This is a genomic window from Paenibacillus sp. Soil766 (assembly GCF_001428105.1).
GTDB lineage: Bacteria > Bacillota > Bacilli > Paenibacillales > NBRC-103111 > Paenibacillus_E.
Genome location: NZ_LMSJ01000033.1, coordinates 1 through 21,821 on the forward strand (window position 1 = coordinate 1; position 21,821 = coordinate 21,821).

Here is a 21,821-nt window from a genome sequence, read left to right on the forward strand (position 1 = left end):
AAAGCTTAATTGCTCATTTGAAGCTAGCGAGATTTTGCAATCTCTTTTATAGTCGATTACTCGACTGTGCTTACTCACTCGTTGTTCAGTTTTCAAAGATCAATTTCTTATACTCTATATTCGCCATCCGTTTAGCGGCGACTTTTTAAATATACCACAGTCTCACCGAAGATTGCAAGTCTTTTTTCCGAAAAGATTTATGTGAACATCTTTTCAATTAGACTCACTCTCTTTTGTTTCGAAGTGACGAGTTATAAAATAACACAGATAGAGAGGGTAAGTCAAGCACTTACCCCCTATTTTTTTTGAGCTTGGTAATTGCGGTTTCTAGCATACTTCGATATTTCCTTCGGTGTCGCTAAGCGAGCATACATCCTGAAGATGACCTTGTATCTGGATTCTATTGCTCCCTTTATCTCTTGATCAATTCTCTTATCATTGAGATCGAATAGCATTTCGTCTAATTCTTTACGCAATACATAATCTAATTCTCTGCATTCTCTCTCATTGAACAAAAATCCGAGCATACATCCATCCAAACCCCTCTCGACTGTAGAGATTCATGGCACTAACAATTCGTTAGGCAGATAAGGAGAGTTAGGCTAATTACGCCCCTCTTCATTTCCGCCTTATTGTTATGCTCAGATTTTGCCAATTTTATGACGAGAGATTGAAAATATTTTACAAATGCACCAACCAGTAGGTAAGCGTGCTTTCAATTATTGCCGCAATCAAAAGAAGGGCAACGATTCCAATACTGAGCGGTTTGGTTAATTGGAATATTCGAAGCAATTCAATTCGAGCACTTCTTTTCTCGGCGGGCACAAGTAGCTGTACACCCATTTTCCAAACTAGCATCCCTATCTTCAAGCCATACGCACACGCGAGCAATATAACAGGGATCTCAATGATACCATGCGGTAGAATGCCCTTAAGAACAATGTACAGCGTACTTTCATGCGTCTGCAAAGAAAGGACATAACCTAGAATCATTCCATTAGCAATTAACATAAAGAGCGGTAATACACCTAAGAAAATCCCACAGAAAACGATAAGCACCGACTTAATCGCGTTATTTAAAAAGATAAATATGAACAGCCAAACCTGTGGATTTTCCTTGGCGTTTATCGTTTTAATCATAGGCTGAAGTCCCTTTAATTGCTCTTGCAGGAAATGTGAGAATTGCTCAGAATTGGCCCAACCCATATACAAGCTAAATCCAAATACGAGAACAACAACAATAAAATAATGTTTCATTTCTTTAAAATGTCTTAGCAATGCTGGAAAATTCATTTTGTAATTCCTCCAATTTCGGAAGCATAAGTACCTTGTGTACGAGCATACATTATTTACTAAAGGTAATACAAGCTTATCCATAGCTTGACATAAAGGAGGTACAAGCTGTTTATGAACTACTTTTTTGTAATCAACGCACGCAAATTCAAGCAATATTTATTCATTGCACTTGCCATCATCTTCTCCGCGGCCATTGTATATTCCGAACAAAGTAATGTATCTGTCTTCATGAACTCTGAACCATCGGCAATTTACAGCGTGCAGACCGAAAAGAAGGTCATCGCCCTTACCTTTGATATTTCTTGGGGGGATACTCGGGCTGAACCAATCTTAAAAATCCTGAAGGACAATGGCGTTAAGGATGCGACGTTCTTCTTATCTTCCCCTTGGAGTAAGAGTCATCCCGACATTGTCTCACATATCAAAAGCTACGGATTCGAGATTGGCAGTCACGGCAACAAATTTGACAACTACAGCGACCTAAGTGATGAGGAAATCCGAAATGAAATTTCTACTGCACATGGCATTTTAACAGAATTAATTGGCAAAGAGCCCAACCTCATCCGTCTGCCTAATGGCGACTTTGACAAACGCGTGTTACGTATTGCTGATGATCTTGGCTACTCGGTCATTCAATGGGATACGGACTCTCAGGATTGGCTGAATAAAGGCGTTGACACCCTCGTAAACCGAGTAGTCAGCAAAGCACATCCTGGGGATATCGTACTTCTCCATGCGAGCGACTCCTCTCAACAAACACACGAGGCATTGCCTGCCATCATCCAACAACTTCGAGCAAAGGGATACCAGTTCGTAAGCGTGAGCGAGCTCATTAAGCAAACTCAGGTGGAAACAACCCCTGTCGAAGATCAAGCCATGAAACAAATTCATTAATATGTATGAATAGATTTGAAAAAAAGAGCTAATCGGATTAGCTCTTTTTGTTATCCAATATTTTATGTAGGGTAAGAATTTGCCATGCATTACTTACAAGTAAAGGTGCCAACATAAATATAGTTGAGGCTGCAATATCCAATTTTAAAGCAGGTACAGCTTCCAGGACAGTTACGGCAAACATAAAAAACAAGGTCGGAACAAATGCATTTTGATTAGTTAACTTCGCTTTCCAATAACTCACTGCTAACGAAATTATTATTAGTACAATTGGTAAAATGAAATAGCTTATCATAGTTTCTGAAGTCTTAGAATTCGTGATTCTCAGAAATATAAGCTCAAATAAAACAAAAATAATGACGGCAATTTGAATAAGTTCAAATATCCTCTTAGATCGAACAAATCCAACTGCAATAAATCTAACAATTAAGTATGCAAAAAATCCCATTTGACTAAATACACTTATAAGTGCGCCACATAGCAGCATATTGAAAACATTAAACCCAACTCCGGATATGCCCATCACAGAAAACTCTTTGTCTGAAAATTGAAGAATAAGCCCCATTATTATTGAAGATGCTGATCCTAATACTAATGTTGTCCAAAATAAGTGAAACCATTTACGTAATGTCACTTTTAATTACCTCCACACATCAACTCTAATTGTTAATTGTACCAACCTTTGCGATAAAAAGCCAATAATGTCCCCTTATATTCTGACCCTAACCACACATACTAAGACCATTAAAGATAAGGGAAGGGAGCATGTAGTTATGTTAAAGACAAGACTTAAAAAGCTTCAGGTCCTACCGGCTATATCATTGGCATTTCTTCTCGCTTCTTGTGGTACAGATAACTCTTCTCAAGGCCAATCACAAGCCAACACGTACAAAGAACAAAAAACGATGATCCTTGATATCCTGAAATCAGATGATGGTAAAAAAGCAATAAGTGCTGCAAATCGAAGTATCATGAATGGAGATGTAGGAGCCAACAGCGTTGCTGGCCAATCTCAAATTAAGCTATTATCCGCCAATGAGTCCCTTCAGCTTCAAATGGCTGTCAAAGATGTACTGACCGCTAAGGAAAATAATATGTTTTTGACCGATATGATGAAGGATCCTAAATTCGCAGGTGACTTTGCTACGGCGATCCAAAAAGAAACCAAACAAATGTTCAAAGAATTACTCAAAGACCCTACCTACCAAAAATCACTGATTGATGTTATGAAAAATCCAGATTACGAGAAGATGGTTCTTGATGTGATGAAAACAGCACCATATCGCCAACAAATGATGACTGTGATGGAGGAATCCATCCAAAGCCCCCTTTTCAGAGCTCAAATGGTCGAATTGCTTAAGTCAGCTATCGCGCAACAAAGCAAGCCTGATCAAATGCCTTCTGCTAAAGCCACAGAAAAAAGTGAAGATAAAGCGAAAGAAGGAGATAAAAAAGAAGAAGGCGGAGATGAAAAGCAGAAAGATGAATCTTCAGGAGACTCTGAAAAACAAGGTGAAGAGAAGAAAGATGGAGGTTCTGATTCATAAAAAAAAAAGGAAGAGTTGGCAGATTCCCTCTGCTCCCTCTTCCTTTTCCACTATTTAACTAACTTCGCAATTAGTCGATCCGCTATTTCCAAATAAATTTGACCCGCTTTAGACTCTGCCTTATACACAGATGGGGAGTAATCTTTCTCGGATATATGGTTATCGGGAGCTCCTAATGGGATTTGCGCTAATAGCTCACTGTGAAGATCTTCAGCAAGTTTAGCACCTCCACCTTTACCAAAAATATGTTCAATACTACCATCCTTACTTTCATAGTAGGACATATTCTCAACAATACCCAAAATCTCATGATTCGTTTGAATGGCCATCGCACCGGCTCTAGCAGCTACAAATGCAGCTGTAGCATGCGGTGTCGTAACGATGATCTCTTTACTTTGCGGAATGAGCTGATGCACATCTAGTGCGACATCACCAGTACCTGGAGGTAGGTCTAAGAGAATGTACTCTACATCTCCCCAATTGACCTCATTGAAGAAGTTGCGTAGCATTTTGCCTAACATCGGCCCACGCCAGACAACAGGTGCATTGTCTTGAACAAAGAACCCCATCGATATTACTTTTACCCCAAATTTCTCAACAGGAATGATCACGTTTTCTATTAACTGCGGCTGTTCTTCAATCCCCATCATATCCGGAATACTGAAACCATAAATATCCGCGTCGATGATTCCTACTTTTTTCCCCTTAAGAGCCAACGCGACTGCAAGATTAACTGTGACTGTTGATTTACCTACGCCACCTTTACCACTTGCAACTGCGATGAACTCAACGGTAGAGGATTGTCCGAGAATCGGCTGTTGGATTGGAGGTTGAACCGGCTTCGGCGGAGTTATTACCGACTCTTGTGAAGTTCCCTCCAAACGACTCCGCTCATGGTCCGTCATCAACCTAAACCGGATATGAACTTGAGGTACTCCTATATTTGCTAAAGATTGTTGAATAAATGCTTTGGCTTGCTCCTTATATCCTTCATCCTCGGTTAATACGAGCAAACTTAAGGATACCGCATCTTCCTTCACCATTACATCACGAATCAAATTTAATTCCACTACACTTTTATTAAACTGGGGATCTATTAGCTTATTCAACGCCTCTAGAATTTGATCTTTATGTACCATAGCCACATCACACCTTTATTGGGACATTGTATTCGCGGCTTTTATTATAACACATTATGAGGCAGAACCCACTTTTTCACCTGCATAATATCTCAAAATCCCTTGATACACCGAAGCAGCCAACATCTTCTGATAATTCTCATCAGCTAACAACTTAGCCTCTTCTGGGTTGGATAGAAAGCCTACCTCAACTAACGCGCTTGGAATTTTTAACGTTTTTAACAGATACACCGTCTTATCAGCCAACTTAGCAACACGATCGGTATTCTCTAAATTACGCTTAAGCTCGGATTGGATGAGTGCCGCTAGGTTGGGATTATCGGGATTATTCAAGTAATAGAACGTTTGTGCGCCCCTCCACTTATTAGAAGGAATACTGTTCAAATGGATACTCAAAAACATATCGGCATTATTGTTCTGAATCATGTCCGCGCGGTTATGGAGATCCTCAGTCTTACGTTTGCTATAGCCTTTCGTGCCAGACTCCGCAAGATCTGTATCCGTTTCTCTCGTTAAAACCACGATCGCACCAGCTTGTTGCAAATAATCACGCAGCCGCAAGGTTATAGCTAAGTTGATATCCTTCTCGATGATACCATCCTTGCTTTCCGCACCACCATCAGGCCCCCCGTGACCGGCGTCTAGCGCTATTGTCTTACCCGATAATGGGAGCGTCCAGTCCGACCAGGTCTTCGTTGTAGGGAGCTCGTACGCATAAATAAAGACAACCAAGGCAACCAGCATCGCAGAAAGCAATAGCTTCAGACTACTGTGGAAGGTCAGCCATACCACCAACCTTTTCTTCCTTTTACGCATAAAAAAACCACCTCTGTTCCCCTATAGACTCTGTAACATCTATATGGGACAGGGTGGACAAATATACCACAGTTGCACTTTTACTTGTGTAGACCACATTCTGTTTTCTCAATACTTGCCCAACGTCCTGCACGCGGATCTTCACCTTCAGCAACTTGACGTGTGCAGTGCGTGCACCCGATACTAGGATAATTACGATCATGAAGTGGGTTGTAGATAACATCATTGTCGCGGATATATTGCCATACATCTTCTGATGTCCATCCAGCCAGTGGATTGAATTTGATTAGGCCAAATTTCACGTCATATTCAACTTTCTTGGCATTTGCACGAGTAGGTGCTTGATCGCGGCGAATACCAGTAATCCACGCATCATAATTTCTAAGAATATCTGTAAGTGGATCCACTTTACGAATATTGCAGCATTGGTTCGCGTCACTTTTCCAAAGCTCATCACCGAATTTCTCAGCTTGCTCATCAAGTGTTAATTTAGGCAATACTTGAACGAATTTTGTACCATAGTGTTTCTCAAGACGCTCTTTCGTTTCATATGTCTCTTGAAAATGCACATTCGTATCAAGATAGAAAATGTCTACGTTAGGGTTAATTTTCTGAAGCATGTCAACCAACACGACGTCTTCAGCACCAAAACTACAAGCAAGTGTCAATCTTTGAAATGTATCTACAGCTAATTTCAATATGGCTTCAGGCGATTGATTTTCGAATTCTTCCGCAGCTTTCATTACAAATGCTTCTTTTTCAAATAGATTCATCGTACGAGTCCTCCAATAGTCGATAATCCCGACTGCTATTGTATGATTTATAGTTTAATTATATCTGACTTCTACATGGTGTCAATGACTTTTCACCATTTTGGTATTAACTTATTCTTATATTGGATCATTATATGCAAAAAAAAGAAAAACCTCTCCAGCCATAAGCCGAAAAGGTTCCTCTTGCGTGCCAAAGGCACAATATCTTAACGTTTGGAGAATTGAGGAGCACGACGTGCTGCTTTCAATCCGTATTTTTTACGCTCTTTCATACGGGAATCACGAGTCAGGAATCCAGCTTTTTTCAAAGATCCACGGTACTCTGGATCAGCTTTCAACAATGCACGGGAGATACCGTGACGAATTGCGCCAGCTTGTCCGCTGATTCCGCCGCCATTCGCAAGAACTAGAACATCGTATTGACCGATAGTTTCAGTTAGAGCAAGCGGTTGTTTAACAATTAGCTTCAAAGTTTCTAGACCGAAATACTCATCTAGATCACGTTTATTGATAATGATGCGTCCTTCGCCCGGTACTAAGCGCACACGCGCTACCGAATGCTTACGACGACCCGTTCCATAATATTGAACTTGTGCCACGAAACGTTCCTCCTTATATTAACCGCGAAGATTCCAAACTTCTGGTTGTTGTGCTGTGTGCGGGTGCTCTGCTCCACCGTAGACTTTAAGCTTAGTTTTCAAGCTATCGCCAAGACGGTTCTTAGGAAGCATACCATGAACTGCGAACTCGATCATACGATCAGGCTTGCTGTTAAGCAAGTCTTGAGCGGAAGTCACTTTCAAACCACCTTGGTACAAAGAGTGACGATAGTACATTTTGTTTTGCATTTTCTTACCAGTAAGCTTAATTTGGGAAGCATTGATAACAACAACGAAATCACCAGTATCTACGTGTGGAGTGAACTCCGGTTTGTGCTTACCGCGGATAATGCTAGCAACTTCACTTGCAAGACGGCCAAGTGTTTGGCCTGCAGCGTCAACAATGTACCATTTACGCTCTACTTCATTTGGCTTAGCCATATATGTGGTGCGCATGCTTAATCCTCCTAAAAATATATCTGAAATACATAAGTTATAGTTGTCATTTATTCATAAGCGATGGATAGTTATGGTCATTTGTGATCAGGGGCTGTGGGGTAGCCGATCGCCAAACGCCAAGTTTTATTTTACACGATAACTTCTTAATAATCAAGTAGTGATGATAACTTTTTAATAGTCGACTTTCCACAAGGTTAATCCCATGGCTTCAGCTGTAGGACCCGCTTGAGAGCGATCTCTGGCCTCAAGAACACGTTGCATATCGCTAGGTGGTCTCTTACCCTCACCGATCTGTATTAACGTCCCTACGATGATCCTCACCATGTTATAAAGAAAACCATTCCCAGTTATGATTAACCGGATTCGTTCTACTTTACCTGTCGCCAACAATACATCCGATTCAGTCTCCATACGAACCTCATATAAGGTTCTCACTTTGATTTCCTTATCCGTTCTCACTGTGCAAAACGAAGTAAAATCATGCTCACCTAGCAAACAAGGGAGCGCCTCTCTCATGGCTTCCACATTTAGATGTGTGGGGTGATGATACTCGAAGTTGCGGTGAAAGACATCAGGGAAGCGCGCCGAACGAATCGTATAACAATAGGTTTTACGTTTCGCGGCTTTGCGAGAGTGAAAAGTAGGGAGAACTTCTTCTGCAGTATGTGCGACAATGTCCCTGGGTAATCTAGCATTTAGAGCTAAACACCAACGTTCTACAGGAATCTTCGAACTCGTTATAAAATTAATAACCTGCGCTTTCGCATGAACACCGGCATCTGTACGCCCTGACGATATGACTTTCACTGTCTCACCGGTCAACAAGAACACTGCCTGCTCTAAACGATATTGTACCGTATCGGATTTAGGCTGGATCTGAAAACCAGAATAAGATGAACCATCATAGCTTATGGTAAAACGTAGATTTCTCAAGGCTTGTTCCTCCATGAGTCATCCTCTCTACCTAGCCTGAGCTGCTTCAACAGCTCATTGTACTAGAATGCGAGCCAAGACTGCAAAAAAAGGGCTTCACCAGAATCTAAGTAGATTCCGTCCACCCTTTCCCATCCGTCTTCTATGCGCGATCTACTAGCTCTAGGTAAACCATTGGTGCTGCGTCGCCGCGGCGTGGTCCCAGTTTAAGGATACGTGTGTATCCACCTGGACGCTCGGAGTAACGAGTAGCCAAATCAGAGAATAGTTTTTGAATCGCATCTTGATTTTCGTTAGCAGCTTCTCTACGAACAAAAGCAGCAACCTGACGGCGTGCGTGAAGATCTCCGCGTTTCGCAAGAGTAATTAACTTCTCAGCGATTGAACGAATTTCTTTTGCTTTTGCTTCTGTTGTTTGAATGCGCTCATGTATGAACAGATCCGTTACCAGATCACGAAATAATGCTTTACGATTACTGGAATCGCGGTTCAATTTTCTGTAGTTCATTGAGTTAACCTCCTTCTGACAAGATTATTCCTCGGTACGTAGACCCAGACCCAGCTCTTCGAGCTTCTCTTGAACTTCTTCAAGGGATTTGCGACCTAAGTTCCGAACTTTCATCATGTCTTCTTCTGTTTTGGTAATCAGCTCTTGTACGGTATTAATCCCAGCACGTTTGAGACAGTTGTAAGAGCGAACGGAAAGATCTAGTTCTTCGATCGTCATCTCAAGAACTTTTTCTTTCTTATCTTCTTCTTTTTCAACCATAATCTCAGCATCTTTTGCTTCGTCCGTCAAACCGACGAACAAGAGCAAATGTTCTGTTAAGATTTTAGCGCCCAAGCTTACTGCTTCTTCTGGACGAATACTTCCATCGGTCCACACTTCGAGGGTCAACTTATCATAGTTAGTCACTTGGCCGACGCGAGTATTCTCAATAGCATAGTTTACCCGAGTAATAGGCGTGTAGATCGAATCAATTGGAATTACACCAATTGGTTGCTCTTCATGCTTATTTTTGTCTGATTGGACGTAACCGCGCCCTCTGCCCGCATGAATCCTCATGTGAAGACGTGCATCTGGAGACAAGGTAGCGATGTGTAAATCCGGGTTAAGGATTTCAACATCACTATCACCGCGGATATCAGCCGCTGTAATATTACCTTCTCCTTCTGCATCAATTTCTAGCACTTTCTCCTCATCGGAGTGAATCTTCAACGATAAACCTTTGAGATTAAGGATAATTTCCGTAACATCCTCAAGCACACCTGGAATCGTTGAAAATTCGTGCAAAACGCCATCGATTTGGACAGAGGTTACTGCTGCCCCCGGTAAAGAGGACAGTAAGATACGACGTAGTGAGTTTCCTAAGGTTGTACCGTAGCCACGCTCCAACGGTTCAATGATAAATCTACCATAAGCGCCATCTTCACTTAAAGCTACAGTTTCTATTTTTGGCTTTTCAATTTCGATCATGAAATGTACCCTCCATTCAATACGTCGGTTCCCTCTGGATACTTCGTTGAAAATTTCATAGTATACCTATCCTTCAATCCATTATTCACGGATTTGGAATAATTATACTACAAAGTGATCCTGAATTATACGCGACGACGTTTTGGAGGACGGCAGCCATTATGAGGAACCGGCGTCACGTCTTTAATCAGGTTTACTTCAAGACCTGCTGCTTGCAAAGAGCGGATTGCTGCTTCGCGGCCAGCGCCTGGACCTTTAACCATAACTTCAACAGTTTTCAAGCCGTGCTCCATTGCTGCTTTAGCTGCTTTCTCAGCTGCCATTTGTGCTGCGAAAGGAGTGCTTTTACGGGAACCTTTGAATCCAAGGTTTCCTGAACTTGCCCAAGAAATTGCGTTACCATGCGGATCCGTGATCGTTACGATCGTGTTGTTAAATGTTGAACGGATGTGTGCTACACCGCTCTCAATATTTTTCCGGTCACGACGTTTCGTACGGACGACTTTTTTAGGTTTTGCCATTAGCTCTAACCCCCTTTATTATTTCTTCTTATTAGCTACTGTACGACGAGGACCTTTACGTGTACGAGCATTAGTTTTAGTACGTTGACCACGAACAGGAAGACCACGGCGGTGACGAAGACCACGGTAGGATCCGATTTCGATTAGACGTTTGATGTTAAGGGAAATTTCACGGCGAAGATCGCCTTCTACTTTAAGGGTTTTGTCAATTACATCACGGATTTTGCTCACTTCATCTTCAGTCAAGTCACGAACGCGAGTACTCGCATCGATACCTGTGGAAGCAATGATTTTCTGAGCAGTTGTAGTGCCGATACCGAAAATGTAAGTCAACGCGATTACAACTCGTTTGTCACGAGGTAAGTCAACTCCAGCTAAACGTGCCATCTACAGAATGCACCTCCTTTTAACCTTGTTTTTGTTTGTGCTTAGGATTTTCGCAAATTACCATTACATTGCCTTTACGGCGAATAACTTTACATTTCTCACAAATCGGTTTTACTGACGGTCTTACTTTCATTTTAAGCCCTCCTTTTTATCGTAAGCAACCATGTTGCGTTTTCGTTAGAAAACTTGCTTCGTAAGCATACGCCTTGAGAGAGTATTACTTTCTAAGCCGAACATTTATTTGAAACGGTAGGTTATACGGCCTCTCGTCAAATCATAAGGCGATAATTCTACGGTAACCTTATCTCCAGGCAAAATGCGAATAAAATGCATTCTGATCTTTCCTGAAACATGGGCTAGGATTTTATGACCATTTTCCAATTCAACTTTAAACATTGCATTCGGAAGAGGTTCAATCACTGTACCTTCTACTTCAATTACATCTTCTTTGGCCACAGTCATTCTCCTTTCTCTTGTGCTTCAACTTGCATAAGTTCAACGAATTTGGCGACTGCAAAGCGCAATTTCCCATTAGTCACACGACCTGTCTCCCTAATGCTTGACGCTACTTCACTGCTAATCGTTTCTTGTAAATGAAGATGATTCAGGTTCTTCTTCTTCGGTTGATCGAATTTACGATGATCGCCGTCGGCAAGCCAGACAAAACGATGATCTTCAATACGAATCACGACCGCATATTCTCCGGGATCTCTACCGCGAAGCACCTTTACGATTTGACCCACTTGCGGAATCTTACTATCCACTCAGTTCACCTACGATCTAGGCAAAGTTAGTATTTCATAACCAGCTGCCGTTATGGCAACCGTATGTTCGAAATGAGCACATAGGGTACGATCTGAAGTGACTACGGTCCAATCGTCTTCGAGTGTTTGGACGAATCTTTCGCCAACAACCACCATGGGTTCAATGGCTAAGACCATGCCTGGTTTGAGTCGGGGACCTTTGTCAGGTATACCATAGTTCGGAATTTGTGGTTCTTCGTGAAGATCCGTTCCAATACCATGACCGACATACTCTATAACCACGGAGAAGCCTGCGTCTTCAATACAAGTTTGGATTGCATGCGACAACGTGTAGAGTCTAGCATCCGGTTTAGCTTGTGCAATGCCTCGGTATAGTGACTCTTCTGTTACAGTCAACAAACGCTGAGCTGTTTCAGAAATTTCACCGACAGGATATGTCCAAGCAGAATCTCCATGATAACCTTTATATTGAGCCCCAATATCAATAGAGATAATGTCGCCCTCAACTAGCTTTCTTGGACCAGGAATACCATGAACTAATTCTTCGTTGACTGAAGCACAAATGCTCCCAGGAAAACCATTGTAACCTTTGAAAGATGGAATTGCTCCCTGACTGCGAATGAATCCCTCTGCGATCTGATCAAGTTCTTTCGTTGTAATGTTCGGACGAATCGCCCTTGCCAATAAGCGGTGCGTTTCGGCTACGATACGACCAGCTTCTCGCATTAGGTCTAGTTCAACCTCGGACTTACAAATGATCATTACGCTAGACCTCGTAGCAGTGAGCTAATTTGTTCGGTTACCGCATGAATGTCTTGTTCCCCGTTAACCTCACGCAATAATTCCCTCTTTTGGTAGTAATCCAGTAGCGGAGCCGTTTTGTTGATGTATTCATCCAAACGTGTTCCGACTTTCTCTTCCGTATCATCAGATCGTTGGTACAACTCACCGGAACATTTATCGCATACGCCTTCTTGCTGAGGTGGGTTGAAGATGACATGATACGTAGAACCACAGGATTTACAAATTCTTCGGCCAGTTAGTCGTGCTAACAGATAACTGCGATCAACAGCTAGATTGATTACGACCTCAATCTTCTTGCCAAGTGAATCAACGATTTCAGACAATGCATCAGCTTGAGCTACCGTTCTAGGAAACCCATCTAGCAAAAATCCTTTATCGCAATCCGGTTGAGCAAGACGCTCTCTCACAATACCGTTCGTAATTTCATCGGGAACAAGAAGCCCCTTATCTACATATCCTTTAGCTTCGATTCCCATAGGAGTACCTTGGCTCATGGCTGCGCGAAATGCATCGCCAGTTGAAATATGAGGAATTTGAAACTCAGAAACGATTTTCTCTGCTTGCGTACCTTTGCCTGCACCAGGAGGCCCCATAAATATTACGTTCACAATTAAAACCTCCCCATCGCACTCGGCATTACGAACAGCACAATAGGTGCCGATGTCGCAGAACTTGCCCCATCAGTACCTATTAGCTATTTATTGATGAACCCTTTGTAATGACGCTTAATCAATTGGCTCTCGATTTGCTTCATTGTCTCAAGACCAACGCCTACTACGATAAGCAAAGATGTACCACCTATTTGAACCGAACTAGGCAATCCAGCAAGTCCCCCAAATAACATTGGAAGAATAGAAATTGCTGAGAGGAACAAAGCTCCAGAAAGAGTAATTCTAGTCATTACGCGTGTCAGATAAGTCGACGTGGTTTTACCTGGTCTGATACCTGGTATGTATCCGCCGTTTTTCTTCATCTGATCAGCCATTTGAACTGGATTAATTTGTACGAAGGTGTAGAAGTAGGTGAAACCGATAATCAGCAGTACATACAGTACAATCGCTAATGGTGCAGTTTGGTTAATACTCAAGTTGTTGATAATCCATTCTGCGACTACATTCCCTCTCCAATAACTTGCAATGGTTGGAGGAAACATCAAAAGTGATAATGCGAAGATTACAGGGATAACGCCAGCAGCATTCACTTTAAGTGGAATGTGTGTTGTTTGCCCACCATACATTTTACGACCAACTACTCGCTTAGCATACTGTACAGGTATCTTACGAACACCTTGTTGTACGAATATAACGCCAGCGATAATCAGGATAACAACCAGAGCAATAATGATCAGTTTCACAATGTTCAGGAACAGGGCTCCATCGGTTGCAAAGAGTGTTTTGTAGATTTGTTGAATGCTTGTTGGAATCGCAGAAACGATACCAGCAAAGATGATAATGGAAATACCGTTACCAATCCCGTATTCCGTGATTTGCTCACCTAGCCACATCAAGAAAGCTGTACCAGCTGTCAACACGATAGCGATTAGTGCGAAAGTTGTAAACCCAGCATCAATGACCAAACCACTGTATAGGCGGTTGAAGCCAATTGATAGACCGAAAGCTTGAATCAACCCTAGAACAATCGTACCGTAACGAGTCACCTGCGTCATTTTCTTTCTTCCGACATCTCCTTCTTTTGCCCACTGCGCAAAGCGCGGGATAACATCCATGGACAAAAGCTGAACAATGATCGAAGCCGTGATATAAGGCATAATTCCCATCGCGAAGATGGAGAATTGGAAGAGCGCACCGCCGGAGAACGTGTTAAGCAAACCAAAGACATCGCTCTGATTCGCTTGATCTTGAAGTTTCAGAACATCTGTATTAATGTTTGGGACCGGAATAAAGGCACCCAAACGGTAGACGATTAGCAAGATAAGCGTGAAGAGAATCCTTCTGCGTAAATCTTCTACTTTGAAGATGTTGGCTATGGTATTGAACATTAAATCACCTCGGTTTGACCGCCGGCAGCTTGGATTTTCTCAATCGCTGATTGAGAGAACTTATTCGCTTTAACGGTTAATTTTACTGTGATTTCACCGTTTCCTAAAATCTTAATACCGTCTTTAGGAGCTTTAACAATACCAGTCTCCATCAATACTTCTGGAGTAACTTCAGTACCAGCTGCGAAATTGTTCAAATCTTCAAGATTAACGATCGCGTACTCCGTACGGAAACGGTTCGTGAATCCACGTTTAGGTAAACGACGGTACAATGGGTTTTGTCCACCCTCAAATCCAGGACGAACGCCTCCACCGGAACGTGCGTTTTGACCTTTATGTCCGCGAGTTGATGTTTTACCCATACCACTACTTGTTCCACGTCCAACACGCTTAGGTGATTTACGAGCGCCAGTAGCAGAACTTAGCTCATGTAACTTCATCGTTGCACACCTCCTCTAGATCTTAAATTCGTGTTTCTATGCTTCGATTTCTTTAACTTCTACCAAATGGCTTACTTGGTTAACCATACCTCTGATTGCAGCATTATCTTGGTGAAGAACAGTTTGGTTAATCTTACGAAGACCAAGTGTTTTCACAGTAACGCGTTGCGTTTCAGGGCGGCCGATCAAGCTGCGTTTTAGGGTAACTTGTAATTGTTTAGCCATGTATACCCCTCCTAACCTAATAGCTCTTGAACAGTTTTACCACGAAGCTTTGCAACTTCTTCCGCTTTTTTCAAGCGGCTTAAGCCTTCAAGCGTAGCGTTAACCATGTTCATGGAGTTCGATGAACCTAGGGATTTTGTCAAGATATCGCCAACACCAGCAAGTTCTAGTACTGCACGAACTGGTCCGCCTGCGATAACTCCTGTACCTTGGGATGCTGGTTTCAATAGAACGCGTCCCGCGCCAAATTTACCAGTAACAAGGTGAGGAATCGAAGTGCCAACGATAGGAACATGAATCAAGTTCTTTTTCGCATCTTCAATGCCTTTACGGATTGCATCTGGAACTTCGGAAGCTTTACCGATTCCTGCACCAACCCAGCCATTGCCATCGCCAACGACAACAAGTGCGCTGAAGCTGAAACGACGTCCGCCTTTTACTACTTTAGCTACGCGATTAATATTTACTACTTTTTCTGTTAGCTCTAAAGTATTAGGATCTACACGCAAGTCTTTTACCTCCTTATTAATGTATTTCTAGAATTCAAGTCCAGCTTCACGAGCTGCGTCAGCCAATGCTTGAACACGTCCATGATAAAGGTATCCACCGCGGTCAAAAACCACTTGCACTACACCTTTTTCTTTCGCACGTGCCGCAATCAATGCGCCAACTTTACGAGCAGCTTCAACGTTTCCACCGTTACCTACTTCACTTTTAAGCTCTTTATCTTGTGTTGATGCTGCAACGATAGTTGCACCAGTTGTATCATCGATAAGTTGAGCATACATATGTTTGGAAGAACGGAAGATGTTCAAACGTGGGCGAAGAGTTGTACCTTCAATTTTCTTACGAACACGAAGGTGTCTTTTCAGACGAGCTTTATTTTTATCGCTTTTAGTAATCATCTATACTTACACTCCTTTCATCATCTTATGATGCGAGGCTTATGCTTACGTAGCAAGTTTTCCTAAGAAAACTCTTAGCTATTACCCGCGATCTTTCGATCTTATTTCTTCTTACCAGCTTTACCTTCTTTACGAAGAATGCGTTCGCCTTCATACTTGATACCTTTACCTTTATACGGCTCTGGTTCACGTACGGAACGAACTTTAGCTGCCATTGCGCCAACTAGCTCTTTATCAATACCTTTAACGATGATTTTCGTGTTCGTTGGAACATCGAACTCAATGCCGTTTTCAGGGTTGATTTCAACTGGATGGGAGTACCCAACGTTAAGAACCAATTTGTCACCGCTTTTGTTTGCACGGTAACCTACGCCTACTAGATCCAAAGATTTCGTGAAACCTTCCGTAACACCACTTACCATGTTGGCAACAACACTACGTGTTGTACCATGCAGGGAACGGTGGAGTTTGTTATCGGAAGGACGCTCAACGGAAATCTCGTTTTCTAGAACGTTAACTTTCATATCAGTATGAAGTACACGGGACAGGGAACCTTTAGGTCCACTAACCGTGATTTGAGTATTGTCTAGTGTTACATTTACACCACTTGGAATGGTGATTGGCTTACGACCAATACGAGACATGTTTGCACCTCCATTCAATTACAATTGTATTACCAAACGTAGCAGATAACCTCTCCGCCAGCTTTGGATTGACGAGCATCTTTATCCGTCATAACTCCTTGAGACGTGGAGATGATGGCAATCCCTAATCCGCCCAGAACACGAGGGACTTCTTGTGATTTTGTATAAACGCGTAGACCTGGTTTAGAAATTCTTTTCAAACCAGAGATAACACGCTCATTGTTTGAACCGTATTTCAGGAACAAACGAATGATACCTTGTTTGCTATCTTGAACGTACTCAGCATCACGGATAAATCCTTCTTTTTTAAGGATTTCAGCAATTTCCCTCTTCACTTTTGAAGCTGGGATTTCAACTGTCTCATGACGTACGATATTCGCATTACGAATGCGTGTTAGCATATCTGCAATTGGATCTGACATGACCATTTTGTGTAAACCTCCTTCCCGAAAATAGGGTGATTACCAGCTTGCTTTTTTCACGCCTGGAATCTGACCCAAGTGTGCTAATTCGCGGAAACAAATCCGACAAATTTTGAACTTGCGAAGCACTGAATGCGGACGTCCGCAGCGCTCACAACGTGTGTATGCTTGCACTTTAAACTTCGGGGTACGTTGCTGTTTGACTTTCATCGAAGTTTTTGCCACTTAATATAACACCTCCTGATAGGTACAACTGGTAACCTATTTTACGAAAGGCGCTCCGAGTTGTGTTAAAAGCTCGCGAGCTTCCTCGTCGGACTTAGCCGTCGTTACGATAACAATATCCATACCACGAACTTTATCGATTTTATCATACTCAATTTCAGGGAAAATGAGTTGTTCTTTCAAACCAAGCGTGTAGTTACCGCGACCATCAAATGCTTTGTTTGAAATACCGCGGAAGTCACGTACACGTGGAAGTGATACGTTAAACAATTTATCCAAGAAGTGGTACATACGCTCGCCACGAAGAGTTACTTTCGCACCGATCGGCATGTTTTCACGAAGTTTGAAACCCGCGATTGCTTTTTTGGATTTAGTTACAACTGGTTTTTGACCAGAGATCTTTTGAAGATCTTCTACTGCAGTGTCAAGTACTTTGGAGTTTGAAACAGCTTCACCAACACCCATGTTGATTACAACTTTCTCAATTTTCGGCACTTGCATAACTGTCGTGTAGTTGAACTTTTGAATTAAAGCTGGTGTAATCTCGTTCAAGTAACGATCTTTCAATCTTACTGTCATGACTTAGTTTCCTCCTTTCCATACATGTGTGTATTAGTCGATAACTTCGCCGGATTTTTTCGCGATACGAACTTTCGTTCCGTTATCTAATACTTTGTATCCTACGCGAGTAGGTTTGCCGCTCTTAGGATCAATTAGCATCACGTTAGAAACGTGGATCGCAGCTTCTTGATTCAAGATACCGCCTTGTGGGTTTAGTTGGGATGGTTTCGCATGTTTCTTAACCATGTTTACACCTTCAACAAGAACACGATTTTGACGAGGGTAAGCAGCGATAACGCGGCCTTTCTTACCTTTGTCTTTGCCAGTGATGACGAAAACAGTATCGTCTTTTTTCACGTGCAATTTATTGTTATGAGATTCTAGTCTCTTTTTAAGTCTTGGCATTAGCTTCTACACCTCCTGGGGTTCTCCACAATGGAAAACAACATCGTAACACGTCTTAGATAACTTCTGGAGCCAAGGATACGATCTTCATGAAGTCTCTATCGCGAAGTTCGCGAGCAACTGGTCCGAAGATACGAGTACCACGTGGGCTTTTATCTTCTTTCACGATAACAGCTGCATTCTCATCAAATGAGATATATGAACCGTCTTTACGGCGAGCACCGCTCTTCGTACGAACGATAACTGCTTTAACAACGTCACCTTTTTTGACAACGCCACCTGGTGTTGCTTCTTTTACTGAACATACGATCAAATCACCAATGTGACCAACGCGACGACCAGTACCACCCAAAACGCGGATACACATTAATTGTTTCGCACCTGAGTTGTCAGCGACAGCCAAACGAGTAAATGGTTGAATCATCGTATTCCCTCCTTTCGGGGTTCATATCTAGAATATTAGATAACAACTGCCACTTCAAGAACTTCAACCAGTCTCCAACTTTTATCTTTGGACAATGGTCTAGTTTCACTGATTTTCACAGTGTCACCAATCTTAGCTTGGTTGTTTTCATCATGCGCTTTGAATTTCTTTGTAGATTTAATTCTTTTGTGGTAGAGTTCATGTTTTTTGTAAGTTTCAACAGCAACAACAATGGTTTTATCCATTTTATCACTGACAACTTTACCGATCAGAACTTTACGATCGTTACGTTCAGTCATCTAAGGAACACTCCCTTCTAGATTTGGTTACCCAATACCCAGTTCTCTTTCACGCAAAATAGTCTTGGCACGAGCGATCTCTTTACGCAAATCACGAATCTGAGTCGGGTTGTCCAATTGACCAGTAGCTAGTTGAAAACGGAGGTTAAAGAGTTCTTCTTTAAAACCATTAACTTTTTGCTCGATTTCAGCAGTGGTTAAGTTCCGGAATTCACTACCCTTCATTTGCTTCACCGCCTACTTCTTCTCTTTTCACGAACTTCGTTTTGATTGGAAGCTTGTGAGCCGCAAGACGCATTGCTTCACGAGCAACCTCTTCGCTTACACCTGCTAGTTCAAACAAAATTTTGCCCGGTTTAACTACGGCAACCCATTTTTCCACGCTACCTTTACCACTACCCATACGAACTTCAAGCGGCTTCTGTGTAACTGGTTTAGCTGGGAAAATTTTAATCCATACTTTACCGCCACGTTTGATGTAACGTGTCATGGCAATACGTGCTGCTTCGATTTGACGGTTGGAAACCCAAGCCGGTTCTACCGCTTGCAGACCATATTCGCCAAAAGCAACTTCCGTACCGCCTTTAGCGCGACCTTTCATGTTACCGCGGTGTTCTTTACGGTGTTTTACACGTTTAGGTACTAACATGATTTAATTTCCTCCTTCCGGCTGAGCCTTTTTCTTAGCTGTCGGAAGCACTTCTCCACGATAAATCCATACTTTTACACCAATACGTCCATAAGTAGTGGCTGCTTCAGCCGTACCATAGTCGATATCCGCACGAAGTGTATGAAGTGGAACAGTTCCTTCGCTATATCCTTCCGTACGAGCAATCTCAGCACCGCCAAGACGTCCGCTAGTTGCAACTTTGATACCTTTTGCTCCGGATCTCATAGTTCTTTGCATAGCTTGCTTCATAGCACGACGGAATGAAACGCGACGCTCTAATTGAAGTGCAACTGCTTCAGCTACTAGGATAGCATCAAGATCAGGGTGTTTGATTTCAGAAATGTTGATATGAACTTTTTTGTTCGACATAGCTGCGATGTAGTTACGAATAACTTCAACTTCAGCTCCGCCTTTACCAATAACCATTCCTGGTTTAGCAGTATGAATCGTTACGTTAACACGGTTAGCCGCGCGCTCGATATCGATATGGGAAACTGCAGAATCTTTAAGTTTATTCTTTAAGTATTCGCGGATTTTGACGTCTTCAAGCAGCAGAGTTCCGAAATCTTTTTCTGCGAACCATTTGGACTCCCAATCACGAATGACACCAATTCTAAAGCCTATCGGGTGTACTTTCTGACCCACACGTTACCCCTCCTTATTTTTCAGATACCACGATTGTGATGTGGCTGGTACGTTTTTTGATCGCGCTAGCGCGGCCCATCGCACGTTGTTGGAATCTTTTCATTGTTGGTCCTTGATTTACGAAAGTCTCGGAAACAACAAGTTTGTTTGGATCTAATGAATAGTTATGCTCTGCATTGGCAATTGCGGAATTCAATAGTTTCTCCAGAATTGGAGAAGCTGCTTTTGGTGTATGACGCAAAATTGCGATCGCTTCACCTACCGCTTTTCCCCGAATCAAGTCAACAACTAGCTTTGCTTTACGAGGAGCAATCCGAGCGTGGTTCAATATTGCTTTAGCTTGCATGGTAGTACCTCCTCTCGGTTAAAAATGAATTAACGTTTTCCGGTTTTCTTATCGTCATCGTGACCTTTATACGTACGTGTTGGAGCAAATTCACCAAGCTTATGCCCAACCATATCTTCCGTTACATATACTGGCACGTGTTTTCTTCCGTCATAAACTCCGAAAGTGTGACCAACGAATTGCGGGTAAATTGTAGAACGACGGGACCACGTTTTGACAACTAATTTCTTGCCAGAAGTGTTCAAGTCTTCTACTTTTTTCAGTAAGTGACCATCAATAAATGGACCCTTCTTTAAGCTGCGACCCATGGGTGTTCCTCCCTTCCTTGAACCTCAAGAGAATGTCTATATCCTAGATTACTTCGTACGACCACGTACAATGTATTTATCGGATGCTTTACCTTTTTTACGAGTTTTGAAACCAAGCGTCGGTTTACCCCATGGTGACATAGGTGATTTACGTCCGATTGGTGCGCGTCCTTCACCACCACCGTGTGGGTGATCATTCGGGTTCATAACAACCCCACGAACTTGAGGACGATTGCCTTTCCAACGATTACGTCCTGCTTTACCGATTTTCACTAGTTCGTGATCTTCGTTACCAACAGAACCGATTGTTGCGCGGCAAACTTTTAGTACTTTACGAACTTCACCGGAAGAAAGGCGAATAGTAACGTATGATTCTTCTTTACCAAGCAATTGAGCTTCAGTACCAGCTGCGCGCACTAGTTGTGCACCTTTACCAGGTTTCAACTCAATGTTGTGGATAACTGTACCAACTGGAATGTTTTCCAATGGAAGAGCGTTACCTACTTTGATATCTGCTTGTGGTCCAGAAACGATACGATCGTCCACTTTAAGACCTTTAGGAGCGATGATGTATTTTTTCTCGCCATCAGCATAATGAATCAATGCGATGTTCGCGGAACGGTTAGGATCGTACTCAACTGTAGCAACGCGTCCTGGTATTCCATCTTTAGTACGTTTGAAATCGATAATACGGTATTTACGTTTGTGTCCACCACCGTGGTGACGAACCGTAATTTTACCTTGGTTGTTACGACCAGCATGCTTGAACAAAGGAGCAAGCAATGATTTCTCGGGTGTTGATGTTGTGATTTCTTCAAAAGTAGAAACCGACATCGCACGACGAGCTGGTGAGGTTGGTTTGTATTTTTTAATTGGCACTCTGTTTCCTCCTTA

Annotated in this window: 38 protein-coding genes; 2 read left to right on the forward strand and 36 right to left on the reverse strand. The window is 42.3% G+C overall.

Annotated elements, in window-relative coordinates; translation table 11 throughout:
* Positions 1-296: 296 nt before the first annotated feature.
* Both ASG89_RS37860 and ASG89_RS23225 read right to left on the reverse strand, forming a co-directional pair.
* Positions 297-527 (reverse strand): hypothetical protein, encoded by a 231-nt coding sequence (locus ASG89_RS37860; protein WP_056618222.1) that lies wholly within the window; start codon positions 525-527, stop codon positions 297-299.
* 154 nt (positions 528-681) lie between these two features.
* Positions 682-1,293: a stage II sporulation protein M gene (locus ASG89_RS23225; RefSeq protein WP_057313437.1), complete on the reverse strand. Its 612-nt coding sequence runs from the start codon at positions 1,291-1,293 to the stop codon at positions 682-684.
* Between the two features lie 114 nt (positions 1,294-1,407).
* Here ASG89_RS23225 and pdaB point away from each other — a divergent pair, with 114 nt between their 5' ends.
* Complete coding sequence (pdaB, locus tag ASG89_RS23230; RefSeq protein ID WP_057313438.1) at positions 1,408-2,190, forward strand: polysaccharide deacetylase family sporulation protein PdaB; 783 nt, start codon at positions 1,408-1,410, stop codon at positions 2,188-2,190.
* A 37-nt stretch (positions 2,191-2,227) separates the two neighbouring features.
* Here pdaB and ASG89_RS23235 read toward each other — a convergent pair whose 3' ends face one another.
* Complete coding sequence (locus ASG89_RS23235; protein WP_057313439.1) at positions 2,228-2,824, reverse strand: KinB-signaling pathway activation protein; 597 nt, start codon at positions 2,822-2,824, stop codon at positions 2,228-2,230.
* A 139-nt stretch (positions 2,825-2,963) separates the two neighbouring features.
* Here ASG89_RS23235 and gerD point away from each other — a divergent pair, with 139 nt between their 5' ends.
* On the forward strand, positions 2,964-3,737 hold the full coding sequence (gene gerD, locus ASG89_RS23240) for a spore germination lipoprotein GerD (RefSeq protein ID WP_057313440.1): 774 nt from the start codon (positions 2,964-2,966) through the stop codon (positions 3,735-3,737).
* 50 nt (positions 3,738-3,787) lie between these two features.
* On the opposite strand, the gene ASG89_RS23245 is transcribed toward gerD, so the two are convergent.
* The 33 genes from ASG89_RS23245 to rplB form a co-directional block, all read right to left on the reverse strand.
* Positions 3,788-4,876 (reverse strand): Mrp/NBP35 family ATP-binding protein, encoded by a 1,089-nt coding sequence (locus tag ASG89_RS23245; RefSeq protein ID WP_057313441.1) that lies wholly within the window; start codon positions 4,874-4,876, stop codon positions 3,788-3,790.
* Between the two features lie 54 nt (positions 4,877-4,930).
* The gene (cwlD, locus tag ASG89_RS23250; protein ID WP_057313442.1) at positions 4,931-5,692 is read right to left on the reverse strand and encodes an N-acetylmuramoyl-L-alanine amidase CwlD; all 762 of its coding nucleotides are present in this window, start codon (positions 5,690-5,692) and stop codon (positions 4,931-4,933) included.
* Between the two features lie 80 nt (positions 5,693-5,772).
* A complete protein-coding gene (locus tag ASG89_RS23255) occupies positions 5,773-6,465 on the reverse strand; it encodes a phosphoadenylyl-sulfate reductase (protein ID WP_057313443.1) in 693 nt (230 codons plus the stop codon).
* 206 nt (positions 6,466-6,671) lie between these two features.
* On the reverse strand, positions 6,672-7,064 hold the full coding sequence (rpsI, locus tag ASG89_RS23260) for a 30S ribosomal protein S9 (RefSeq protein WP_057313444.1): 393 nt from the start codon (positions 7,062-7,064) through the stop codon (positions 6,672-6,674).
* 18 nt (positions 7,065-7,082) lie between these two features.
* Positions 7,083-7,520, reverse strand: coding sequence for a 50S ribosomal protein L13 (gene rplM / locus ASG89_RS23265; RefSeq protein WP_057313445.1), 438 nt, complete (start codon positions 7,518-7,520; stop codon positions 7,083-7,085).
* A gap of 174 nt (positions 7,521-7,694) precedes the next feature.
* Positions 7,695-8,456 (reverse strand): tRNA pseudouridine(38-40) synthase TruA, encoded by a 762-nt coding sequence (gene truA, locus ASG89_RS23270; RefSeq protein WP_057313476.1) that lies wholly within the window; start codon positions 8,454-8,456, stop codon positions 7,695-7,697.
* 142 nt (positions 8,457-8,598) lie between these two features.
* Positions 8,599-8,964 carry a 50S ribosomal protein L17 gene (gene rplQ, locus ASG89_RS23275; RefSeq protein WP_057304263.1) on the reverse strand — a complete coding sequence of 122 codons (366 nt, stop codon included), beginning with the start codon at positions 8,962-8,964 and terminating at the stop codon, positions 8,599-8,601.
* Positions 8,965-8,988: 24 nt separating this feature from the next.
* The gene (locus ASG89_RS23280) at positions 8,989-9,933 is read right to left on the reverse strand and encodes a DNA-directed RNA polymerase subunit alpha (RefSeq protein ID WP_056618255.1); all 945 of its coding nucleotides are present in this window, start codon (positions 9,931-9,933) and stop codon (positions 8,989-8,991) included.
* A gap of 125 nt (positions 9,934-10,058) precedes the next feature.
* On the reverse strand, positions 10,059-10,454 hold the full coding sequence (gene rpsK, locus ASG89_RS23285; protein WP_028557470.1) for a 30S ribosomal protein S11: 396 nt from the start codon (positions 10,452-10,454) through the stop codon (positions 10,059-10,061).
* An 18-nt stretch (positions 10,455-10,472) separates the two neighbouring features.
* The gene (gene rpsM / locus ASG89_RS23290; RefSeq protein ID WP_028557471.1) at positions 10,473-10,841 is read right to left on the reverse strand and encodes a 30S ribosomal protein S13; all 369 of its coding nucleotides are present in this window, start codon (positions 10,839-10,841) and stop codon (positions 10,473-10,475) included.
* A gap of 19 nt (positions 10,842-10,860) precedes the next feature.
* A complete protein-coding gene (gene rpmJ, locus ASG89_RS23295) occupies positions 10,861-10,974 on the reverse strand; it encodes a 50S ribosomal protein L36 (protein WP_003333770.1) in 114 nt (37 codons plus the stop codon).
* A 104-nt stretch (positions 10,975-11,078) separates the two neighbouring features.
* On the reverse strand, positions 11,079-11,297 hold the full coding sequence (gene infA, locus ASG89_RS23300) for a translation initiation factor IF-1 (RefSeq protein ID WP_009676800.1): 219 nt from the start codon (positions 11,295-11,297) through the stop codon (positions 11,079-11,081).
* 2 nt (positions 11,298-11,299) lie between these two features.
* Positions 11,300-11,605 carry a KOW domain-containing RNA-binding protein gene (locus ASG89_RS23305; protein WP_057313446.1) on the reverse strand — a complete coding sequence of 102 codons (306 nt, stop codon included), beginning with the start codon at positions 11,603-11,605 and terminating at the stop codon, positions 11,300-11,302.
* Between the two features lie 9 nt (positions 11,606-11,614).
* Complete coding sequence (gene map / locus ASG89_RS23310) at positions 11,615-12,367, reverse strand: type I methionyl aminopeptidase (protein ID WP_057313447.1); 753 nt, start codon at positions 12,365-12,367, stop codon at positions 11,615-11,617.
* The gene (locus ASG89_RS23315; RefSeq protein ID WP_056618263.1) at positions 12,367-13,017 is read right to left on the reverse strand and encodes an adenylate kinase; all 651 of its coding nucleotides are present in this window, start codon (positions 13,015-13,017) and stop codon (positions 12,367-12,369) included. Before ASG89_RS23315 ends, map begins: the two co-directional genes overlap by 1 nt.
* An 86-nt stretch (positions 13,018-13,103) precedes the next feature.
* On the reverse strand, positions 13,104-14,408 hold the full coding sequence (gene secY, locus ASG89_RS23320; protein ID WP_057313448.1) for a preprotein translocase subunit SecY: 1,305 nt from the start codon (positions 14,406-14,408) through the stop codon (positions 13,104-13,106).
* Positions 14,408-14,848, reverse strand: coding sequence for a 50S ribosomal protein L15 (gene rplO, locus ASG89_RS23325; protein ID WP_056618269.1), 441 nt, complete (start codon positions 14,846-14,848; stop codon positions 14,408-14,410). Before rplO ends, secY begins: the two co-directional genes overlap by 1 nt.
* Positions 14,849-14,884: 36 nt before the next feature.
* On the reverse strand, positions 14,885-15,073 hold the full coding sequence (gene rpmD / locus ASG89_RS23330) for a 50S ribosomal protein L30 (protein ID WP_057313449.1): 189 nt from the start codon (positions 15,071-15,073) through the stop codon (positions 14,885-14,887).
* 11 nt (positions 15,074-15,084) lie between these two features.
* Positions 15,085-15,582, reverse strand: a complete 498-nt coding sequence (gene rpsE / locus ASG89_RS23335; RefSeq protein ID WP_056618277.1) for a 30S ribosomal protein S5 — start codon at positions 15,580-15,582, stop codon at positions 15,085-15,087.
* A 27-nt stretch (positions 15,583-15,609) separates the two neighbouring features.
* Complete coding sequence (gene rplR, locus ASG89_RS23340) at positions 15,610-15,978, reverse strand: 50S ribosomal protein L18 (RefSeq protein WP_057313450.1); 369 nt, start codon at positions 15,976-15,978, stop codon at positions 15,610-15,612.
* Positions 15,979-16,079: 101 nt separating this feature from the next.
* The gene (rplF, locus tag ASG89_RS23345; protein WP_028557480.1) at positions 16,080-16,622 is read right to left on the reverse strand and encodes a 50S ribosomal protein L6; all 543 of its coding nucleotides are present in this window, start codon (positions 16,620-16,622) and stop codon (positions 16,080-16,082) included.
* A 29-nt stretch (positions 16,623-16,651) separates the two neighbouring features.
* Positions 16,652-17,050, reverse strand: a complete 399-nt coding sequence (gene rpsH, locus ASG89_RS23350; protein ID WP_028557481.1) for a 30S ribosomal protein S8 — start codon at positions 17,048-17,050, stop codon at positions 16,652-16,654.
* 33 nt (positions 17,051-17,083) lie between these two features.
* Positions 17,084-17,269 carry a type Z 30S ribosomal protein S14 gene (locus tag ASG89_RS23355; RefSeq protein ID WP_028557482.1) on the reverse strand — a complete coding sequence of 62 codons (186 nt, stop codon included), beginning with the start codon at positions 17,267-17,269 and terminating at the stop codon, positions 17,084-17,086.
* A 36-nt stretch (positions 17,270-17,305) separates the two neighbouring features.
* Positions 17,306-17,848 carry a 50S ribosomal protein L5 gene (gene rplE, locus ASG89_RS23360; protein WP_057313451.1) on the reverse strand — a complete coding sequence of 181 codons (543 nt, stop codon included), beginning with the start codon at positions 17,846-17,848 and terminating at the stop codon, positions 17,306-17,308.
* A gap of 33 nt (positions 17,849-17,881) precedes the next feature.
* Positions 17,882-18,235 carry a 50S ribosomal protein L24 gene (gene rplX / locus ASG89_RS23365; protein WP_081787661.1) on the reverse strand — a complete coding sequence of 118 codons (354 nt, stop codon included), beginning with the start codon at positions 18,233-18,235 and terminating at the stop codon, positions 17,882-17,884.
* Between the two features lie 55 nt (positions 18,236-18,290).
* The gene (gene rplN, locus ASG89_RS23370) at positions 18,291-18,659 is read right to left on the reverse strand and encodes a 50S ribosomal protein L14 (protein WP_028557485.1); all 369 of its coding nucleotides are present in this window, start codon (positions 18,657-18,659) and stop codon (positions 18,291-18,293) included.
* A gap of 35 nt (positions 18,660-18,694) precedes the next feature.
* The gene (gene rpsQ / locus ASG89_RS23375) at positions 18,695-18,958 is read right to left on the reverse strand and encodes a 30S ribosomal protein S17 (RefSeq protein ID WP_057313452.1); all 264 of its coding nucleotides are present in this window, start codon (positions 18,956-18,958) and stop codon (positions 18,695-18,697) included.
* Positions 18,959-18,985: 27 nt separating this feature from the next.
* Complete coding sequence (gene rpmC, locus ASG89_RS23380) at positions 18,986-19,183, reverse strand: 50S ribosomal protein L29 (protein ID WP_028557487.1); 198 nt, start codon at positions 19,181-19,183, stop codon at positions 18,986-18,988.
* Complete coding sequence (rplP, locus tag ASG89_RS23385; protein WP_028557488.1) at positions 19,173-19,607, reverse strand: 50S ribosomal protein L16; 435 nt, start codon at positions 19,605-19,607, stop codon at positions 19,173-19,175. The genes rpmC and rplP overlap by 11 nt, the downstream gene beginning before the upstream one ends.
* Before the next feature lie 3 nt (positions 19,608-19,610).
* Entirely contained in the window at positions 19,611-20,273 is a 663-nt protein-coding gene (rpsC, locus tag ASG89_RS23390; RefSeq protein WP_028557489.1) for a 30S ribosomal protein S3, read from the reverse strand.
* A 13-nt stretch (positions 20,274-20,286) separates the two neighbouring features.
* The gene (rplV, locus tag ASG89_RS23395) at positions 20,287-20,619 is read right to left on the reverse strand and encodes a 50S ribosomal protein L22 (protein ID WP_028557490.1); all 333 of its coding nucleotides are present in this window, start codon (positions 20,617-20,619) and stop codon (positions 20,287-20,289) included.
* Positions 20,620-20,648: 29 nt separating this feature from the next.
* Positions 20,649-20,927 (reverse strand): 30S ribosomal protein S19, encoded by a 279-nt coding sequence (gene rpsS / locus ASG89_RS23400; RefSeq protein ID WP_028557491.1) that lies wholly within the window; start codon positions 20,925-20,927, stop codon positions 20,649-20,651.
* 48 nt (positions 20,928-20,975) lie between these two features.
* Positions 20,976-21,806, reverse strand: a complete 831-nt coding sequence (gene rplB / locus ASG89_RS23405) for a 50S ribosomal protein L2 (RefSeq protein WP_057313453.1) — start codon at positions 21,804-21,806, stop codon at positions 20,976-20,978.
* Positions 21,807-21,821 lie beyond the last annotated feature (15 nt).

Excerpts from the sequence above, each read along its gene's own strand:
- rplX (WP_081787661.1), bottom strand. The coding sequence starts at position 18,235 with ATGCCAAGACTTAAAAAGAGACTAGAATCTCATAACAATAAATTGCAC.
- rplM (WP_057313445.1), bottom strand. The coding sequence starts at position 7,520 with ATGCGCACCACATATATGGCTAAGCCAAATGAAGTAGAGCGTAAATGG.
- cwlD (WP_057313442.1), bottom strand. The coding sequence starts at position 5,692 with ATGCGTAAAAGGAAGAAAAGGTTGGTGGTATGGCTGACCTTCCACAGT.
- ASG89_RS23225 (WP_057313437.1), bottom strand. The coding sequence starts at position 1,293 with ATGAATTTTCCAGCATTGCTAAGACATTTTAAAGAAATGAAACATTAT.
- secY (WP_057313448.1), bottom strand. The coding sequence starts at position 14,408 with ATGTTCAATACCATAGCCAACATCTTCAAAGTAGAAGATTTACGCAGA.
- map (WP_057313447.1), bottom strand. The coding sequence starts at position 12,367 with ATGATCATTTGTAAGTCCGAGGTTGAACTAGACCTAATGCGAGAAGCT.
- rplQ (WP_057304263.1), bottom strand. The coding sequence starts at position 8,964 with ATGAACTACAGAAAATTGAACCGCGATTCCAGTAATCGTAAAGCATTA.
- rpmD (WP_057313449.1), bottom strand. The coding sequence starts at position 15,073 with ATGGCTAAACAATTACAAGTTACCCTAAAACGCAGCTTGATCGGCCGC.
- gerD (WP_057313440.1), top strand. The coding sequence starts at position 2,964 with ATGTTAAAGACAAGACTTAAAAAGCTTCAGGTCCTACCGGCTATATCA.
- rplR (WP_057313450.1), bottom strand. The coding sequence starts at position 15,978 with ATGATTACTAAAAGCGATAAAAATAAAGCTCGTCTGAAAAGACACCTT.
- rplV (WP_028557490.1), bottom strand. The coding sequence starts at position 20,619 with ATGCAAGCTAAAGCAATATTGAACCACGCTCGGATTGCTCCTCGTAAA.
- rpsM (WP_028557471.1), bottom strand. The coding sequence starts at position 10,841 with ATGGCACGTTTAGCTGGAGTTGACTTACCTCGTGACAAACGAGTTGTA.
- rpmJ (WP_003333770.1), bottom strand. The coding sequence starts at position 10,974 with ATGAAAGTAAGACCGTCAGTAAAACCGATTTGTGAGAAATGTAAAGTT.
- rpsH (WP_028557481.1), bottom strand. The coding sequence starts at position 17,050 with ATGGTCATGTCAGATCCAATTGCAGATATGCTAACACGCATTCGTAAT.
- rplN (WP_028557485.1), bottom strand. The coding sequence starts at position 18,659 with ATGATTCAACCATTTACTCGTTTGGCTGTCGCTGACAACTCAGGTGCG.
- rpsQ (WP_057313452.1), bottom strand. The coding sequence starts at position 18,958 with ATGACTGAACGTAACGATCGTAAAGTTCTGATCGGTAAAGTTGTCAGT.
- rplF (WP_028557480.1), bottom strand. The coding sequence starts at position 16,622 with ATGTCTCGTATTGGTCGTAAGCCAATCACCATTCCAAGTGGTGTAAAT.
- ASG89_RS23255 (WP_057313443.1), bottom strand. The coding sequence starts at position 6,465 with ATGAATCTATTTGAAAAAGAAGCATTTGTAATGAAAGCTGCGGAAGAA.
- ASG89_RS23245 (WP_057313441.1), bottom strand. The coding sequence starts at position 4,876 with ATGGTACATAAAGATCAAATTCTAGAGGCGTTGAATAAGCTAATAGAT.
- pdaB (WP_057313438.1), top strand. The coding sequence starts at position 1,408 with ATGAACTACTTTTTTGTAATCAACGCACGCAAATTCAAGCAATATTTA.
- rplE (WP_057313451.1), bottom strand. The coding sequence starts at position 17,848 with ATGACAGTAAGATTGAAAGATCGTTACTTGAACGAGATTACACCAGCT.
- rplO (WP_056618269.1), bottom strand. The coding sequence starts at position 14,848 with ATGAAGTTACATGAGCTAAGTTCTGCTACTGGCGCTCGTAAATCACCT.
- rpsK (WP_028557470.1), bottom strand. The coding sequence starts at position 10,454 with ATGGCAAAACCTAAAAAAGTCGTCCGTACGAAACGTCGTGACCGGAAA.
- rpsS (WP_028557491.1), bottom strand. The coding sequence starts at position 20,927 with ATGGGTCGCAGCTTAAAGAAGGGTCCATTTATTGATGGTCACTTACTG.
- rplP (WP_028557488.1), bottom strand. The coding sequence starts at position 19,607 with ATGTTAGTACCTAAACGTGTAAAACACCGTAAAGAACACCGCGGTAAC.
- ASG89_RS23280 (WP_056618255.1), bottom strand. The coding sequence starts at position 9,933 with ATGATCGAAATTGAAAAGCCAAAAATAGAAACTGTAGCTTTAAGTGAA.
- rpmC (WP_028557487.1), bottom strand. The coding sequence starts at position 19,183 with ATGAAGGGTAGTGAATTCCGGAACTTAACCACTGCTGAAATCGAGCAA.
- ASG89_RS37860 (WP_056618222.1), bottom strand. The coding sequence starts at position 527 with ATGCTCGGATTTTTGTTCAATGAGAGAGAATGCAGAGAATTAGATTAT.